Raw genomic sequence first — 16,873 nt, 5'->3', positions numbered from 1 at the left:
CCTTCGATGCCTGCTGCATCAGAATTACGCGCCCACCGGCGACGTCGTTGCGGCTTCGGCAAGCTTGTCCCAGGCGGGCGCCATTGCCTGGCGCACATCGGTATAGGCGGAAAAGAGCCGGTCGAACCGGTGGGCCTCGTTGGCATCCGGTGTCTCCGGATCGCCGAGCAGCGGCGTCACCCAGTCGGCTATGCAATCGTCCATGCTGGAATAGACGCCGACAGCCACCGCGGCCATCATCGCCACGCCGGCCGCCCCCGTCTCCTCGCGGCGCGACTGGCGGATCGGTGCGTTAACGGCGGCCGAGAGTGAACGGCGAAGGGCGAGGGAGCGTGTGGCCCCGCCCGTGAGCCGCAGCTCTTCGGGCATCGTGCCCATCGCGGCGTAGCAGTCGCGGGTGGCAAGCCCCAACCCTTCGACCACGCTGCGCAGCAGATCGGGGAAGCCGTGACGCATCGAAAGCCCGGTGAAGCCCGCGCGCGCATTGGCGTTGACGAAAGGCCCACGTTCGCCCGCTTCGGAAATATAGGGATGGTAAAGCACCGCCCCCGGTCGGCTTTCTGCAAACCAGCCGTCGATGCGCGCAATAAGGTCTGCATGCGAAGCAGGCTTACCTGCCTCGGCCATGAGATAGGCGGCGACCTCAAGGATCCAGTCGATGTTGATCGTGGCGCCCATATTCGTCTGGACCTGAGTGACGATGCCGGGGATGGGAAGGGCGATCACATAGCCGGTACCCTCACGATTGAGCTGAACGTCGGCAACGGACTTGGCGCGCAAGTGCACACCGGTCGAGCCGATCGTCGAGCAGGCGGCGTTGCGAGCGTCGCTGCGCACGCCTGCACCGAGCGCCGTCATCACCATGTCGACATAGCCGAGGCAGACCGGCGTTCCAGCAAGAAGCCCGCAGGCCTTCGCCGCCCCCGATGTCAGCGGGTGGCTGATCTCGCTGCCGTCGATGATTTCGGGCAGGAGCCCGCGCCTGTGGTCAAGGCCGAGCGCATCGATCACCACGGCATCATACTGGCGCGTTCTGAAATTGCCGAAGGTGAAACTCGCCTCCGATGGATCGGTCGCCCGCACGCCCGTGAGGTTGAGATAGAGCCAGTCCTTGCAGTGCAGCGCCGCCTCCGCCCGATCGAGAAGATCCGGCGTGAAGCGGTCCATATGGGCAAGTTGCGCGCCCTGTTGGCAAGTGTTGAGACCGGTGCCTGTCGCTTCGAAGCGGGCACGGTTCTGCGTTCCGCCGGCAAGCGACGTGACCGTCGGCGCGGCGCGCGCGTCGAGCCACAGCCAGGCATCGGCGACCGGCATATTGCCGTGGCCGACGAGCCAGGTGCCGTCGCCCTGTCCGGTGACGGCGATGGCTGCGGTGCATGATGCAAGATCAGCGACTTTTTCGCCTAGGCCCCGCAACGCGCTGGCGCAATCGAGCCAGGTCTGATCCAGCGACTGCGTTGCCGAGCCATTGTCTCCGGTGGTGTATCTGTTGCGAACGGAGGCTGTCGCAATCTGGCGCCCGGACAGATCGAAGGCGACAGCCTTGATGACCGAGGTGCCGGCATCTATGCCAATGATGATCGTCTGGGTCGATGTCATCGCAGGCCTATCTCGCCACCATCGCAAGCACCGCCGCAGGAAATACGCGCATCAAATTCATCTGAAGTCCTCCCGACCCTAAACTCATCTGGGATGATGCATCCGGCTGCCAACGTCGGCCCTTCCACGGGCAACGGCAAGCGCGCCGCCTTTGGCAGATCCCAGATCTGGCGCGCAGCCGAAACCTCCCTAGCTTCACTCGAAAAGATAACATAAAGATACCATAATGCCAGTAAGATTTTTCTAGCGATGTAATTTTTTTCAACTAAAATAGAAGAGCAAGGAGCTTGCTTCCGCGCCGCCGGGCTGTTGGCATGCAGCATCGAAAACGGTAATGCGCGCAATGCCTGATCTGTACAATTATGCATGCAAAACAGAGAGATGCCGCCATAATTCGGCAGAATGACAAGTGTGAAGGCGTGTCATTTTTTGCTGCACCGCAGCGCGATGAACAAGATGTGAGCTCGTGCATTTCAGTCGAGTTGGCGTGAAAGTGCCGTTGACAGTTTATAAAATATATAACATCATTTACGGCATAAGTAACATACTTCTATCACGGAAGTGCGCTTCCTGATGGAGAATTTGCAGGCCCAGGCGGTTGGAGGAGACATCTGCCGGTCTTGTTGAGGAGGCTTCCAATGCGAATTTTCGTCCAGAGTTGCGCTCTTGCGGGTGGCCCGCCGGTTTCTGTTCCGGTGCGACGCAGTGCTTCAGCGCGCCTGCGATCATCATCATCGCGCTAGCCCCTCCATCTCGCTATTCCAAGCCAAAGGCCGTCCGACATGAGTACCTCGCCCGATCATGCAGCATCAAAGCCGAGCAGCGGCAATCGCGGGCTCCTTGTCAGCGCGGCGTTGGCGGTCATCGTCGTTGCAGCGATCGCGTTCGATACGACGGTCGTCAAGATCGGTTCCGAAAACGATGTCCGCCAGCAGGCGTTCTCTCCGGAAACCTTCGGCGCTGAGCAGTTCCCGAAAATCAAGGCAAATGTCGAGGAGCGGGCCGCTGCGGCCGCCGATCTCGCGGCCGCCATTGCCGCCGACAAGAAGGCGGCGGCCGAGAAATACGGCACTGCGACGAGCACCGGACCGGTCATTCCCGTCACGCTGACCGGCGTTTTCGGCGCCCGCAAGTCGAACACCAACGAAATGAAGATCGATGGGTTGCCTCCCGAGACGGTGGTCCGTGTCCAGACCGGCCCTGCGGTCAACGGCACGGACCTCCGCGACGCAACCGGCACCATCGAATTCGGCCAGTTTACCAACCAGATCCAGTATCAGGATGCCGGATCGGCCATCAATAACGAGATGAAGAAGGCGGTTTTTGCGGGCCTGGATCCTGACGCCCTGGACGGAAAGCAGGCGACCGTCGTCGGCGTCTTCAAGCTCATCAACCCGAAGAACTGGCTCGTCACGCCGGTGAAGGTCGAGCTCAAATGAGCCAGCCGCAACGTAGCAACGGGGCGAAAGGCGAGGTCGTCCTCGCAGCGCGCAACATCGCAAAATCCTACGGCAGCGTTCACGCCCTCAAGGGAGTGAACTTCGACATTCATCGCGGCCAGGTCACAACGCTGTTCGGAGAGAACGGCGCGGGCAAGTCGACCTTGATGAAGATCCTTTCGGGTGTCGCGCAGCCAAGCTCCGGCGAGATCATTCTCGACGGCTCGCCGATCAGCTTTAGCTCGTCGACCCATGCGCGCGAGTGCGGGATCTCCATCATCCATCAGGAGCTCAGCCTCGCCCCCAATCTCAGTGTCCGTGACAATATTTTCATGGGCCGGGAGATCATCAAGGGTGGTGTCGTCGACTTCGCTGAAGAGGAGCGTCAGACCCGGGCGCTCATGGAAGAGCTCGAGGAAGACATCGATCCGCAGACGCGCGTCGAGGATCTTCGCCTCGGCCAGCAGCAGATCGTCGAAATTGCGCGGGCACTCTCCATCAATTCGCGCATCCTGATCATGGACGAGCCGACCTCGGCGCTGAGCGCGACGGAGGTGGAAGTGCTCTTCAAAGTCATCCACGACCTGACGAGCCGCGGCGTGTCGATCGTCTACATCTCGCATCATCTGGAAGAGGCGCTACAGATCACCAATCACGCCGTCGTTCTGCGCGACGGAAACATGACCGCCTATGCCGAGCGCAAGGATATCGATCTCGAATGGATCGTCCGCAACATGGTCGGCGAGAATTTCGACCTTGGCAGCCCGCCGCAAGGTCACCCGTTCGGAAACGTCTCGCTTTCCATCGAAAACCTCAGTGTCCCCGGCCCCTCCGGCGCTGCCTATAATGCGGTCGATCGTCTGTCTCTCAAGGTGCGTGCCGGTGAGATCGTCTGCATCTACGGGCTGATGGGCGCCGGGCGCACGGAACTGCTCGAATGCATTGCCGGACGTCTGCGCGCAAGTGGCGGACAGGTTCTGCTCGAAGGACAGGACGTCAGTGGGCTCAGCATCGCCGGGCGCATTGCCAGCGGTCTCGTGCTTGTGCCGGAAGATCGCCAGCGCGACGGCCTCGTCCAGACGATGACGGTCGGCTCCAATCTGTCGCTTGCGAGTATCCGCGCCTTCACCAAAGGGCTTTTCACCTCCGGCCATCGGGAGCGCGATCTCGTCAATGACGCGATCCGGCGGGTGCATGTGAAAACCGATGGCGGTGCAGCTTCGATCGGCTCGCTCTCCGGCGGCAACCAGCAGAAGGTCGTCATCGGCAAGATGCTGGCAACCCAGCCAAAGGTCATCCTGCTCGATGAGCCAAGCCGCGGCATCGACATCGGCGCCAAGGCGGAAGTTTTCAAGTTGCTCGCGGAGCGCGCCAAGCAGGGATTGGCGGTCATCTATTCGACGTCCGAAGTCAATGAATGCCTGAGTATCGCGCACCGCATCATCGTCATGCATCGCGGCAGGATATCGGCCGAGTTCGGCTCGGATGTCACCAAGGAAAAGATCATGGCCGCCTCCGGCGAAGCCGTGGTCGCGCACTAGCCTGGATTATGGAGCACTGATTATGTCAGTCACGAACGTCACCGAAAAGAAATCAGTTTCCAGCGGGCAGAAGCGCAATACCAATATCGTGCGTCTCATCCTGGAAGGCCGGGCCTTCTTCGCGCTGATCGTCATCATCGCGGTCTTTTCGTTCCTGTCGCCCTATTACTTCACGCTGAACAACTTCCTGATCATGGCGTCGCATGTCGCGATCTTCGGCATTCTGGCGATCGGCATGCTGCTCGTCATCCTGAATGGCGGCATCGATCTGTCGGTCGGCTCGACACTCGGGCTTGCAGGCTGCATCGCCGGTTTCCTGATGCAGGGGGTCACGCTCACCTATCTCGGCGTCATCCTCTATCCGCCGGTCTGGGCCGTCGTCGTCATCACATGTGCGCTCGGTGCGCTGGTCGGTGCGGTCAACGGCGTGCTGATCGCTTATCTCAAGGTGCCGGCCTTCGTCGCCTCGCTGGGCGTGCTCTACGTGGCCCGCGGTATCGCGCTCCTGATGACCAACGGCCTGACCTACAACAATCTCGGCGGCCGTCCGGAACTCGGCAATACCGGCTTCGACTGGCTGGGCTTCAACCGGCTCGCAGGCATTCCGATCGGGGTCATCGTGCTTGCGGTTCTCGCCATCGTTTGCGGCATCGTGCTGAGCCGCACTGCCTTCGGCCGCTGGCTCTACGCCTCAGGTGGTAACGAGCGTGCCGCCGACCTCTCCGGCGTCCCGGTCAAGCGCGTGAAGATCATCGTCTATGTGCTTTCGGGCGTCTGTGCAGCGATCGCCGGCCTGGTCCTCTCCTCGCAGCTGACCTCCGCCGGTCCGACGGCAGGCACAACCTACGAACTGACGGCGATCGCAGCCGTGGTCATCGGCGGCGCGGCGCTGACCGGCGGCCGCGGTACGGTTCGCGGCACCATGCTCGGCGCCTTCGTTATCGGCTTCCTTTCGGACGGCCTCGTGATCATCGGCGTCTCGGCCTACTGGCAGACGGTATTCACCGGCGCGGTGATCGTTCTCGCCGTCCTCATGAACAGCATCCAATACGGCCGCCGGGTCAAATCGTCCTGACGGCTGAGACCGAAACTTATCCACGACGGCAGGCTGGAGTCCACGAAGCCGATTGGGGAAAGCACTGCCGGATCCCCGGCAATAACTGAACTCACAAATGGGAGAGAGACTATGTTTAAGAAAGGCATGCGCATACTTCTGGCCGCCGCGGCAGTAGCACCGCTTCTTGCAAGCTCCGCTTGGGCAGCGGGCATGATGACGATCATCGTCAACGATCCGTCGAATCCCTATTGGCTGACGGAAGGCAATGTCGCCAAGGCAACCGCCGAAAAGCTGGGCTACACGGCCTCGGTCAACGCCCACAAGGGTGACACCAATACCGAAAGCAACCTGATCGATACTGCGATCACCAACAAGTCGGTGGCGATCATCCTCGACCCGGCAAACGCCGACGGTTCCGTCGGTGCGGTCAAGAAGGCCGTTGCTGCCGGCATCCCGGTCATCCTCGTCAACGCCGAGATCAACCAGGAAGGCCTAGCCAAGGCGCAGCTTGTTTCCAACAACGCACAGGGTGCCGCCCTCGGCGCGCAGCAATGGGTCGAAGCGATCGGCGATAAGGGCAACTATGCCGAACTCTTCGGCGCGCCGTCCGACAACAACGCGGCAACGCGTTCGAATGGCTACGAGACTGTCCTTTCGCAGTATCCGGATCTGAAGAAGGTCGCCAAGGAAGTTGCCAACTGGGACCGCACCCAGGGCCACAACAAGATGCAGTCCATGCTGCAGGCCAACCCGGATATCGTCGGCGTCATCTCGGGCAATGACGAAATGGCTCTCGGTGCGATTGCCGCACTCAAGGAAGCCGGCAAGCTCGCCAATGTGAAGGTCGGCGGCTTCGACGGTTCGCCGGATGCCGTTGCTGCCATCAAGGCGGGCGAACTCCAATACACCGTCCTCCAACCGGTTGCCGTCTTCTCCGAAGAAGCCGTCAAGCAGGCAGACAACCTGATCAAGACGGGTAACACGGGTGCCAAGAGCGAGAAGCAGCTCTTCGATTGCCTGTTGATCACCAAGGACAACATCGACAAGTACACCGGCCCGTTCGTCCTGGCGCAGTAAACGGTAAAGGGCGCTCGCAAGAGCGCCCTCATTTTCATGCTGGAAGCGATGGCCGCGGTCCAACCGCCGGTTGCGTTTCGCCTTTTTGCCTTGGCGCGGCAATCACTGTACGAAGCTGGGATCCATAATTCAGCGACAGGGGTGACCCGTGACACAGAAGACCAGCCGGGACGACGATCTGTTGGACCAGCTCACCAGCGACAGCCGGCAGACGCGCCAGATCGCGCGCCGCCGCATGATTGCAGAGGCCGTGATGGGTGAAGGCTCGATGCGGATTGAAGACCTGACCGACCGCTTTGGGATCAGCCTGATGACGGCTCACCGCGATGTCGATGAACTCGTAAGCCGCGGCCTCTTCAGGAAGACGCGCGGCATTGTCACTGCGGCGGCGACCAATCTCATCGAGTCCAGCGACGTCTATCGCTCGAACCGCCAGTCGGTGGAAAAGAAGCTGATCGCCGAGGCGGCAATGCAATTCGTCGAACCGGGACAGGCGATCTTTTTCGATGACTCGACCACGGTACTTCAGATGGCGGCGCATCTGCCTTCGAAGGTGCCGGTCACCGCAATTACCAATTCCCTGACGTTGATGAATGCGCTGACGGGCCTGCACGACGTGACGCTGCTCGCCCTCGGCGGCCAATATTACAATTGGTGCAATGCCTTCATGGGTCGCATCACCATCAATGAGATCAAGGCACTCAGGGCAGATGTCGCGTTCATCTCGATGTCGGCGATCAGCGATGGCACGGTGCTGCACCAGTCCCCTGAAACAGTCGATACCAAGCGCGCCATGTTCGACTGTTCCGTAAAACGCATCCTGCTTGCCGATCATACCAAGTTCGAACGGCGTGCACTCCACAGTTTCGCAGCACTGGATGAGTTCGACGTCGTTATCGTCGACGACAAGACCCAGCCCGTGCACATCGACCGCATGCGGTCCAGAGATATCAACGTGGTCATTGCCAAGGGCGCCGGAGGGCGCTCCTGACGGCACGGGCCGGTTGTCCCTCGTGAGGTAAACGTGAATGCCGACACTGCTCGGGATCGATAGTGGTTTGACAGTCACCAAGGCGGTCATCTTCGATATCGACGGCACGCCGCTTGCAGCCGCACGGCGCCGGGTGACGCAGTTCATTCCGAAGGCCCACCATATCGAGCGCGACATGGATGAATTGTGGAAGGCGACGGCCGATGCCATCCGCGAAGCGATTTCACTCAGCGGGCGGCCGGCAAGCGACATAGAGGGCATTGCCGCTACCGCGCATGGAGACGGCATATACCTGCTCGATCACGCCCGGAAGCCGCTCGGCCGGGCCATTCTCTCGCTGGACAGCCGGGCAGGGGCGATCGTCGACCGGTGGACGAAAAGCGACGTCGCCGATCTGGCAATCGAACTGACGGGGCAGATCCCGCACGTCTCCGCGCCATCGGCATTGCTTGCCTGGATCCGCGAAATCGAGCCTGAGCGCTATAAGCGCATCGGCCATTTTATCAGCTGCAAGGACTGGCTGCGGTTCTGCCTGACCGGGATCATCGGTACGGACCGCACCGAAGCCAGCACCTCCTTCACCAATGTCAAGACGCAGAACTACAGTGAGGACGCCCTGCGGCTGTTTGGCTTGCAGGATCTCGTCCACGCCCTGCCACCAGCCTCGCGCTCCGACCAGATCGTCGGACGCGTGACCCGTGAAGCCGCGCAGGTGACCGGCCTTGCCGAGGGAACGCCTGTCGTTGCCGGTCTGCACGACGTCACGGCCTCGGCGCTCGGGGCAGGGGGCTATGCCAAGGGCGTTGTCGCGGTCATTGCCGGGACCTATTCGATCAACGAGACGCTTTCGTCGGAACCGCGTGTCGACCGGCGCTGGTTCTGCCGCAACGGGATTGCGCCCGGCATCTGGAACAGCATGTCGATCTCCCCGGCATCGACAGCGAATTACGACTGGTTTCTGGACACGCTCTGCGCTGCCGAACGGAAGAATGGCGAGGCGCAAGGCAACTCCATCCACGCCCTGCTGGCGCCTGAGATCGATGCCGCTTTCGAGCGCCCCTCGACGGCGCTCTTCCATCCCTATCTGTTCGGCTCGCCCTATGGCGCGGCGGCCAGCGCCGGTTTCTTCGGGCTCGGCGGATGGCACGATCGCGGCGACATGCTGCGCGCCGTGCTTGAGGGCATCGCTTTCAATCATCGCATTCATGTCGACGCGCTTCGCGACGGCTTTGCCTTCGATCAGGCGCGGCTCGCCGGGGGCATCTCGCGCAACCCTGCCGTCGTGCAGATGTTTGCCGATGTGCTTGGCATGCCGGTCACGGTAACCGAGACGGATGAGGCGGCCGCCTGGGGTGCTGCGCTTTGTGCCGGGTCGGGTGCTGGTGTCTTCGCCGATCCGCAGAGCGATCCGCGCGACACGGCCGCCATCGCAAAGACTTGCCTGCCCGATGCGGCGCGCAGCGCGGATTATGAAAAGCGTTACCAGGTGTTCCGCGACATTGCCGACGCGATGATCCCCCTTTGGCCTAGGATTGCCGCGCTTGCGCCGGAACAATCGGCAAACTGAAAAGACAAATGCCTGCTGCGGCGGGCAATTTAGGACGACGAGCATGACCCCCGATTTGCAGCAGCGCTTCTCGAATCCCGGCGAGAACGATATCGACGTTTTGATCATCGGGGCGGGCATCAACGGCGCCGGCCTGTTCCGCGACCTCTCGCTACAGGGTGTCAATTGCCTGATCGTCGACAAGGCCGACTTTGGTTCCGGCACGAGCGCCGCACCATCGCGGCTCATTCACGGCGGCCTGAAATATCTGGAAACGGGTGAGTTCGGACTGGTTGCGCAATCGACGCTTGAGCGCAACCTCCTGCTCAAGAACGCGCCGCATTGCGTCGAGCCACTGCCGACCTTCATTCCGGTCTTTTCCTGGACCCGCGGTATCTGGGCAGCGATCAGAACGCTCTTCGGGTCGAAGACGGCGCCACGCAGCCGTGGTGCGGTTCTCATCAAGATCGGGCTTCGGCTCTATGACTTTTTCGGTTCACGCGACCAGGTCATGCCGCGCCACCGGCTGATCTTGAAGAAACAGGCGCGCAAGGAAATGCCGCATGTCACCCCCGCCATCGTCGCCGGCGGCATCTATTACGATGCCAAGATCAGCAGGCCGGAGCGACTCGTCTATGAGCTCGTGAGCGATGGTCTCGATGCGAATGCGCGGAGCCTCGCGGCAAATTTCGCGACACTGGCTGCCGTTTCAGAGGGGCATTTGACCTTCCGGCAGCCCGATGGTCGCGATGTCACCGTTGCTCCCAAACTGGTCGTCAATGCGGCAGGTCCCTGGATCGATCACGTCAACAATTTACTCGGCGCCCCATCGCACCTGATCGGCGGCACCAAGGGTTCCCATATCCTGCTTGACCATCCCGAGTTGGTGCGAAGCCTCAACGGCCACATGATCTATTTCGAGGCCGACGACGGCCGAATCTGCCTGGTCTACGACTATCTCGGGCTGGCACTTATCGGTTCGACCGACATTCCGGCCAACGATCCGGACAATGTCCGCTGCGAGGAGCCGGAAACCGAGTATTTCCTCGAAAGCGTCCGTTCGCTGCTGCCGACGCTCCGCTTCGATCGCGACCAGATCGTTTACAGCTATAGCGGTATCCGCCCGCTGCCGGCGTCAGATGCGGCAGCACCGGGGCTAATCAGCCGTGATCACTCCGCGCCGGTGAAGGAGCCAGAGAGCGGCAGACCGTTTCCGATCATTTCGCTGGTCGGAGGCAAGTGGACGACGTTCCGTGGCTTTGCGGAAGAGGTCGCCGACACCGTTCTCTCCCGGCTGCAGCGCAGCCGCAGCCAGTCGACACGCTATCTGGCGATCGGCGGCGGCAAGGCCTTTCCGGCTGATGCCCAGCAACGTAGCGCCTGGATCAGGGATACCGCATCACGCAGCGGCGTTGCCGCCGAGCGTGCCGACGAACTGCTCGCCCGCTACGGCACGACGGGCGCAGCCCTGCTTTCTTCTCCTTCAGGCTATACCGACGAGCAGCGCCTGGCGGGTGCGCCGCGTTACAGTCTCCGCGAGATCGACTGGATCGCCCGGAACGAAATCGTCGTCCACCTGTCGGACATCGTGATGCGTCGTACGACGCTTGCGATCGAGGGCCGGTTGACGCTGGAAGGCCTGCGGGAAATCGCCGGCGTTGCCGGGGCAGCGCTCGATTGGAATGCCGAACGAACGGCAAGCGAAATCCAGGACGTTGTCAGCCAGCTGGGCCGCTTCCACGGCCAAGCACTGACAGGCAAGGTTGCCGCCGAGCCGGAAAAGACACCGCGCCCGGCCTCGGGCTAACCCAGTTTCAAGAGAAAGCCGGATCGAGGGAACCGGACTTGTAACGCTTCGCCATTTCCGAAACGGGAAGGGGCGTGATGCGGCCGGCCATGCCGGCGGTGCCGAACTGTTCGAAGCGTTCCTTGCAGAGCTTGGTCAGCGCCGTCATCGCCGGCTTCAGATATTTGCGCGGATCGAACTCGCTTGGATCTTCCTGCAGCACGCGGCGGATCTGGCCGGTCATCGCCATTCTGCCGTCGGTGTCGATGTTGACCTTGCGCACGCCGTTCTTGATGCCGCGCTGGATTTCCTCGACCGGCACTCCCCATGTCGGTTTCATCTGGCCGCCATACTTGTTGATGATCTCCTGCAGTTCGATCGGGACCGAGGACGAGCCATGCATGACGAGATGTGTGTTCGGAAGCTTGCGGTGAATTTCTTCGATGACGTTCATCGCCAGTACCGAACCGTCCGGCTTGCGGGTGAACTTGTAGGCGCCATGCGATGTGCCCATCGCGATGGCGAGCGCATCGACCTTGGTTTCGCGCACGAACTTCACCGCTTCGTCCGGGTCGGTCAGCAGCTGGTCATGCGAAAGCTTGCCCTCGGCGCCGTGGCCGTCCTCGGCCTCGCCCATGCCGGTCTCGAGAGAACCGAGAACACCGAGTTCGCCTTCCACTGAGATGCCGCCGAAATGCGCCATGTCAGTCACCATCTTGGTGACGCCGACATTATAGGCCCAGTCGGCGGGCGTCTTGGCGTCCGCCTTCAGTGAACCATCCATCATTACCGAGGTGAAGCCCGCCTGGATCGCCGTCATGCAGTTGGAGGGATCGTTGCCGTGATCGAGATGCACGCAGACTGGAATATGCGGATAGATTTCAACGACGGCATCCATCATGTGCTTCAGCATGATGTCATTGGCATAGGCGCGGGCTCCGCGCGACGCCTGCATGATAACCGGCGCCTGGCACGCATCCGCGGCCTCCATGATGGCGAGCGCCTGCTCCATGTTGTTGATGTTGAAAGCGGGAACGCCGTAGCCTTCCTCCGCAGCATGGTCGAGCAGTTGCCTCAGCGTAATGCGTGCCATCCAAGATTCCCCCATATCGATGGTCGATCGAAACGCCGCCATCTCTTTGAAACTAGAGCCCGGGCGCGGGCCGTTCAAGCGCCTTATTTTAACAGGCAAAATGGCATAGGGGGAGGAAAGTAACAAGCATCAATAACAATATCACAAACAGTATGATATTTCTCAAGAGTCATTTCGCATGCACGAGCCGAATGAAATTCGGTGCCTGTGCTGAAGAGACGGGCGTCACGCCCCTTGCCGGCGATGGCAAGAACTCTTCAGCCAGACACCCGTGCGGCCGCTGCGGTTATGGCTTGTCGTTGATGGCAGTCGGCCACCAGTGGAATTCGGAATATCCGGCAAACCGGGTCAGATGAGACCGTATTGTTCCGCCTTATTGCGCAGGAACGGCAGGCCCTTGTCCATGACCTCTTCCATATCGCGTGCAACGGGGCGCCAGACGGCCAGGCCATAGGCGACCTCAGGCGGCATGTTGATGAAGCTTTCCATCGCGAGTCCGCCCTTGAAGCCGATTGCGGCGAGCGCGGCATAGATCGCATCCCACGGGATGTTGCCGTAGCCCGGTGTGCCGCGGTCGCTTTCCGAAAGATGGATGTACTTCAGGTGATCGCGGGCGATCAGGATGCCGTTTGCCGCACCCTTTTCCTCAATATTCATGTGGTAGGTGTCGAGGTGAACGAAGATGTTATCCGCGCCGACGCGCTCCACCATGTCGACGGCCTGCTGCGCCGAGTTGATCAGGTGGTTCTCATAGCGGTTCACCGCCTCGACGCCGAGTTGGATGCCGTGCTTCCTAGCATGCTTTGCCGCGGCGTCGAGCACCTTGGCGATGTTGTCGTATTCGCCCTGCGTCGGTGGCACGCCGGTGCGCTCGCCAATGCCGCCGAAGATGACGCCGGACAGGGCCTCGGCGTTCATTTCTGCGGTCTTTTCGATCGCAACCTTCAGGTGCTCGATTGCGGCATCCGGGCGGACCGAGGCCCAGGCATGTTCCGGCAGGCCGAGCGAGCAGACGGCGCGCAGCTTGTTCTTTTCAAGCAGGGCGCGGGTATGTTTGGCATCGACGGCAGGCGCGTTCAGCAGCGCGATCTCGATGAAATCCATCTTGTAGTGCACGGCTGCGGCAATCGCCTTCTCGGCGCCTGCGCGATCCCAGTTCATGGTCCACATGCTGGTGTGAACGCCGAAACCTTCCATGATCGTATCTCCTATTTCACGATTCTGATGAACTTGGCCGAGAACCACCGCAGCACCATCACGACGATGAGCAGGATGCCCCAGACGGCAGTGGTGAGGTGCTGGTTGGCGCCGAGCAGGTTGAGCCCCGAAGAGAGAAGCTGCAGCACGATGAGCGCCACGAAGACGGGCAGGACGCGGCCGAAGCCGCCGAAAGGATTGATGCCGCCGAGAAAGCAGGCAAGCACGGTGATCAGCAGATAGGACTCGCCGTGGCCGACGCGCACCGAATTGAAGCGCGCAAGCATGATGATGCCGGCAACCGCAGCCATCACGCCGGAGAGCATGTAGACCAGCACCAGAACCTTGCGGGTGTTGATGCCGGAATAGCGGGCAGACTCGATATTGGAGCCGATCATGTAGGTGGAAAAGCCGAGCTTGGAGCGCGAGAGCAGAATGTGGCTGGCGATCACGCAGGCGATCAGGATCAACAAAGGTACCGGGATGCCGAGGATGCTGCCGTGGCCGATCGGAGCGATGAAGGTAGGGAAGCCCGAGATATCGCCGCCGCGCGTCAGGAACTCGCCGAGGCCGCGTAGGAAGATCATCATCGACAGCGAAACGAGGATCGGATGGGCGCGGGTAAAGGCGATGACCAGGCCCATGACCAGGCCGCTGGCGGCGCCGACGGCAACCGCCTGAGCCGAGCCGATCAGGAAGGCGCCCGGGCCGGCATCGATCCCGCCATTGGCCTGCAGCGTCCAGGCGAGCGTCAGGCCGGCGATGTTGGCGGTGAAGGTGATCGCAAGGTTGAGGCCGCCGGTGAGGATCGGCATCAGCATGGCAAGCGTCAGAACGCCCAGCTCGGGAAGCTGAAAGGCGACCGATCCGAAGGTCGCGCCCGTCAGGAAATGCGGCGAGGCGAAACTGAAGACGACAAGCACGGCCGCCAGCGCGGCGAGGGGACCGGCCATGTCGGCCCCGAAGATGGCGTTGAAGCGGGCGGCGAGCGCGTTCATCAGTTCTCTCCCCTGTCTGCAGGCCTGTCACCGGTCGATTTCCGGGTCGCAAACACCGGCACCAGATTGCCGATGCGGGCGCTCGACAAGGTGATCGCAACGAGGATGATCGCGCCGACGATCATCTTGAAGGCGAAGGGCGAGACGCCCATCAGGTTGAGGCCGTTCTGGGTGATCGAGACGAGCAGTACGCCCAGCACGCAACCGAGCACCGAGCCCTTGCCGCCGCCCAGCCGCGCCCCACCGAGCACCACGGCTGCGAGCACATCGAGTTCGCGGCCATAAAGGGCGTTCGGCACGACCTCCTGCGCATAATGCGCCTGCATGAGCCCGGCGATGCCTGCCATCAACCCAAGCCAGCCGAAGGCGATGAACTGCATGGCGCCGATATTGATGCCGAAGCGACGCGCGCCTTCCGGATTGTCGCCGAAGGCATAGAGCTGTCGGCCGGTCGTCGTGCGGGTAATGAAGAACCATGTGGCGAGCGTGCAGACGGCCATGACCACAACCGGCAAGGTGATCTCAGCCCAGCTCCCATCGGCCATTTCGCGCTCGTAGATGATGACGCGGCTCGTCAGCCAGTCGGGCAGATTGTAGATCGACACCCCCTTGGTGAAAAACATCAGCAAGCCGAAATAGACGTTGAAGGTCGCGATCGTCGCGACGATCGAGATGATGCGGAAGCGGTGGATCAGGAAGGCGTTGATCACGCCGAGCACGATGCCGATGCCGGCCGCAATCAGGAAGCCGGATACCCATCCACCCCCGCCGATCCTCTCGAGCGCAAGTGCAGTGACATATTGCACGATCGAGGCTGCGACCGCGAAGGAGATGTCGATCCCGCCTGATATCAGCACCACGAGCAGGCCAACGGCAAAGATAATATTGACCGCGCTGATATTGAGCAGGTCGAAGACATTGCCGAGCGTGAAGAAACGGTCGGTCATGAAAGCCAGGACAATGCTCATCGCGAGGATGACGGCAAACAGCACGAATTCAGTTGTATGGGACAAGAACAGCTTACGCATAGACCGCCGCCTCCAGGTCTTTCAGCGTAGTCGCGCGCGGATCATGCCAGCCGGCGATGCGGCCCTTTTCCATATGGATGATCCGATCGGCGTTAAAATAGACCTCCGGCACCTCGTCCGAAATCAGGATGATCGCCAGCCCCGCCTCGGCGAGGCGTGCAACGATTTCGAAGATGCCGGCGCGGGCGCCGACATCGACGCCGACCGTGGGCGCATCGAGGATCAGCACCTTGGGATCGGTGGCGAGCCATTTGGCGATCGCGACGCGCTGCTGGTTGCCGCCCGAAAGCGTCGAGATCGCATCGTCCTGCTTGCCGATCCTGACGCCGAGATCGGCGATCCAGCGCGCGACCAGCGAGCGCTTCTTTTCCGGCGAGATGAGCCGGCGGCCCAGGATACGGTTGAGGGAGGCCATGACCAGATTGTCGGCGATGGATTGCGGCTGGTTGAGACCGAGCGAAAGGCGGTCTTCGGAGAGATAGGCGACGCCTGATGTGATCGCCTCGCGGTTGGAGGCAAAGCGCACCGGCTTTCCCTCCAACACGATCGTTCCGGCGGCGGGCCGGCGCATGCCGAACAGCGTGAGCGCGAGTTCGGTGCGCCCGGAGCCGAGCAGGCCGGTGATCCCGAGGGTCTCGCCGCGGCGCAGATCGAAGGAGATGTCCTCGAACTCGCCAGGCCGGGAAAGCTTGCTGACAGAAAGCAGGACCGGGTTATGCGATAGGTCGCGGGCGCGAACATTCTGGTCGAAGGTGCGCCCGGTCATCAGCTCGGTGATCTTAGACTGGGTCATGCCTTCCACCGGATAGACACCGACCAGCGCACCATCGCGCAGCACCGTGATGCGCGAGGAAATTTCCAGCACTTCCGCAAGGCGATGGCTGACGAAGACCACGGCAACGCCCGAAGCCGACAGCGTGCGCACGATCGCCAGCAGATGATCGGTCTCAGACTGGGTGAGCGAGGCGGTCGGCTCGTCCATGAAGACGATGCGGGCCTCTCCAACCAGCGCGCGGGCGATGGCGACGATCTGACGCTGCGCGATGGCGAAGTCCTTGAGAGGCCTGTCGACGTCGAGGGTGATGCCGAGCCGGGCGAGTGCCTCCTCGGCTGTTCCGCGGATCGCGGCATAATTGACGAAGCGCGGGCGCGAACCGGAAAGGGTCTGGAAGGCGATGTTTTCGGCCACGCTCATTTCCGGAAAGAGCGCGAGGTCCTGCCAGATGATCTGGATGCCGCGGGACTGGGCCATGCCAGGCGTCATGTGGGATATCGTCTCACCGTCGAAGACGATCTCGGCGCCGTCTGCAGGCCGATAGACGCCTGATATCACCTTGATAAGGGTGCTCTTGCCGGAACCATTCTCGCCGGCCAAGCAATGCACCTCGCCGGGCAGGACTTCGAAGGAGACGTTTTTCAGCGCCTTCACACCGCCGAATGTCATGTTGATGCCGCGAAGTGAAAGAAGCGGCTGGGCCTCCACACCATCATCCGTTGCCATGCTCATGCCGGTTGCCTGTC

15 protein-coding genes are annotated in these 16,873 nt (G+C 61.6%); 7 read left to right on the top strand and 8 right to left on the bottom strand.

Annotated elements, in window-relative coordinates:
* Nucleotides 1-24: 24 nt before the first annotated feature.
* The 3 genes from ACD590_RS24790 to ACD590_RS24780 all read right to left on the bottom strand — a co-directional run bounded on the left by ACD590_RS24790 (nucleotide 25) and on the right by ACD590_RS24780 (nucleotide 2,334).
* Complete coding sequence (locus ACD590_RS24790; RefSeq protein ID WP_018444791.1) at nucleotides 25-1,599, bottom strand: FGGY-family carbohydrate kinase; 1,575 nt, start codon at nucleotides 1,597-1,599, stop codon at nucleotides 25-27.
* Nucleotides 1,596-1,943, bottom strand: coding sequence for a hypothetical protein (locus ACD590_RS24785; protein ID WP_196251408.1), 348 nt, complete (start codon nucleotides 1,941-1,943; stop codon nucleotides 1,596-1,598). The genes ACD590_RS24790 and ACD590_RS24785 overlap by 4 nt, the downstream gene beginning before the upstream one ends.
* A 184-nt stretch (nucleotides 1,944-2,127) precedes the next feature.
* Nucleotides 2,128-2,334 (bottom strand): hypothetical protein, encoded by a 207-nt coding sequence (locus ACD590_RS24780; RefSeq protein ID WP_080764035.1) that lies wholly within the window; start codon nucleotides 2,332-2,334, stop codon nucleotides 2,128-2,130.
* Between the two features lie 47 nt (nucleotides 2,335-2,381).
* On the opposite strand from ACD590_RS24780, the gene ACD590_RS24775 reads away from it, so the two are divergent.
* The 7 genes from ACD590_RS24775 to ACD590_RS24745 all read left to right on the top strand — a co-directional run bounded on the left by ACD590_RS24775 (nucleotide 2,382) and on the right by ACD590_RS24745 (nucleotide 11,057).
* Nucleotides 2,382-3,038: a DUF2291 domain-containing protein gene (locus tag ACD590_RS24775; protein ID WP_018444792.1), complete on the top strand. Its 657-nt coding sequence runs from the start codon at nucleotides 2,382-2,384 to the stop codon at nucleotides 3,036-3,038.
* Complete coding sequence (locus tag ACD590_RS24770) at nucleotides 3,035-4,579, top strand: sugar ABC transporter ATP-binding protein (RefSeq protein WP_130718956.1); 1,545 nt, start codon at nucleotides 3,035-3,037, stop codon at nucleotides 4,577-4,579. The genes ACD590_RS24775 and ACD590_RS24770 overlap by 4 nt, the downstream gene beginning before the upstream one ends.
* Before the next feature lie 22 nt (nucleotides 4,580-4,601).
* Complete coding sequence (locus ACD590_RS24765) at nucleotides 4,602-5,654, top strand: ABC transporter permease (protein WP_018245678.1); 1,053 nt, start codon at nucleotides 4,602-4,604, stop codon at nucleotides 5,652-5,654.
* A 111-nt stretch (nucleotides 5,655-5,765) separates the two neighbouring features.
* The gene (locus ACD590_RS24760) at nucleotides 5,766-6,713 is read left to right on the top strand and encodes a D-ribose ABC transporter substrate-binding protein (protein WP_003550839.1); all 948 of its coding nucleotides are present in this window, start codon (nucleotides 5,766-5,768) and stop codon (nucleotides 6,711-6,713) included.
* 148 nt (nucleotides 6,714-6,861) lie between these two features.
* The gene (locus tag ACD590_RS24755) at nucleotides 6,862-7,704 is read left to right on the top strand and encodes a DeoR/GlpR family DNA-binding transcription regulator (protein ID WP_018444795.1); all 843 of its coding nucleotides are present in this window, start codon (nucleotides 6,862-6,864) and stop codon (nucleotides 7,702-7,704) included.
* 37 nt (nucleotides 7,705-7,741) lie between these two features.
* Entirely contained in the window at nucleotides 7,742-9,271 is a 1,530-nt protein-coding gene (locus tag ACD590_RS24750) for an FGGY-family carbohydrate kinase (protein ID WP_427145932.1), read from the top strand.
* A 43-nt stretch (nucleotides 9,272-9,314) separates the two neighbouring features.
* The gene (locus ACD590_RS24745; RefSeq protein WP_193444449.1) at nucleotides 9,315-11,057 is read left to right on the top strand and encodes a glycerol-3-phosphate dehydrogenase/oxidase; all 1,743 of its coding nucleotides are present in this window, start codon (nucleotides 9,315-9,317) and stop codon (nucleotides 11,055-11,057) included.
* 7 nt (nucleotides 11,058-11,064) lie between these two features.
* On the opposite strand, the gene fba is transcribed toward ACD590_RS24745, so the two are convergent.
* The 5 genes from fba to ACD590_RS24720 all read right to left on the bottom strand — a co-directional run bounded on the left by fba (nucleotide 11,065) and on the right by ACD590_RS24720 (nucleotide 16,859).
* Entirely contained in the window at nucleotides 11,065-12,129 is a 1,065-nt protein-coding gene (gene fba, locus ACD590_RS24740) for a class II fructose-bisphosphate aldolase (protein ID WP_018245682.1), read from the bottom strand.
* A gap of 348 nt (nucleotides 12,130-12,477) precedes the next feature.
* Nucleotides 12,478-13,326, bottom strand: a complete 849-nt coding sequence (locus tag ACD590_RS24735; protein ID WP_439003598.1) for a sugar phosphate isomerase/epimerase family protein — start codon at nucleotides 13,324-13,326, stop codon at nucleotides 12,478-12,480.
* Between the two features lie 11 nt (nucleotides 13,327-13,337).
* On the bottom strand, nucleotides 13,338-14,324 hold the full coding sequence (locus tag ACD590_RS24730) for an ABC transporter permease (protein ID WP_193444446.1): 987 nt from the start codon (nucleotides 14,322-14,324) through the stop codon (nucleotides 13,338-13,340).
* Nucleotides 14,324-15,352: an ABC transporter permease gene (locus tag ACD590_RS24725; RefSeq protein ID WP_222335344.1), complete on the bottom strand. Its 1,029-nt coding sequence runs from the start codon at nucleotides 15,350-15,352 to the stop codon at nucleotides 14,324-14,326. The genes ACD590_RS24730 and ACD590_RS24725 overlap by 1 nt, the downstream gene beginning before the upstream one ends.
* The gene (locus ACD590_RS24720) at nucleotides 15,345-16,859 is read right to left on the bottom strand and encodes a sugar ABC transporter ATP-binding protein (RefSeq protein ID WP_439003597.1); all 1,515 of its coding nucleotides are present in this window, start codon (nucleotides 16,857-16,859) and stop codon (nucleotides 15,345-15,347) included. Before ACD590_RS24720 ends, ACD590_RS24725 begins: the two co-directional genes overlap by 8 nt.
* Nucleotides 16,860-16,873: the final 14 nt, after the last annotated feature.

The sequence above is a fragment of the Rhizobium sp. 862_C5_N1_2 genome (assembly GCF_051811205.1).
GTDB classification, from domain to species: domain Bacteria; phylum Pseudomonadota; class Alphaproteobacteria; order Rhizobiales; family Rhizobiaceae; genus Rhizobium; species Rhizobium leguminosarum.
Note: the sequence above shows the minus strand (reverse complement) of the source record. Positions and strands in the feature narration are given on the sequence as shown.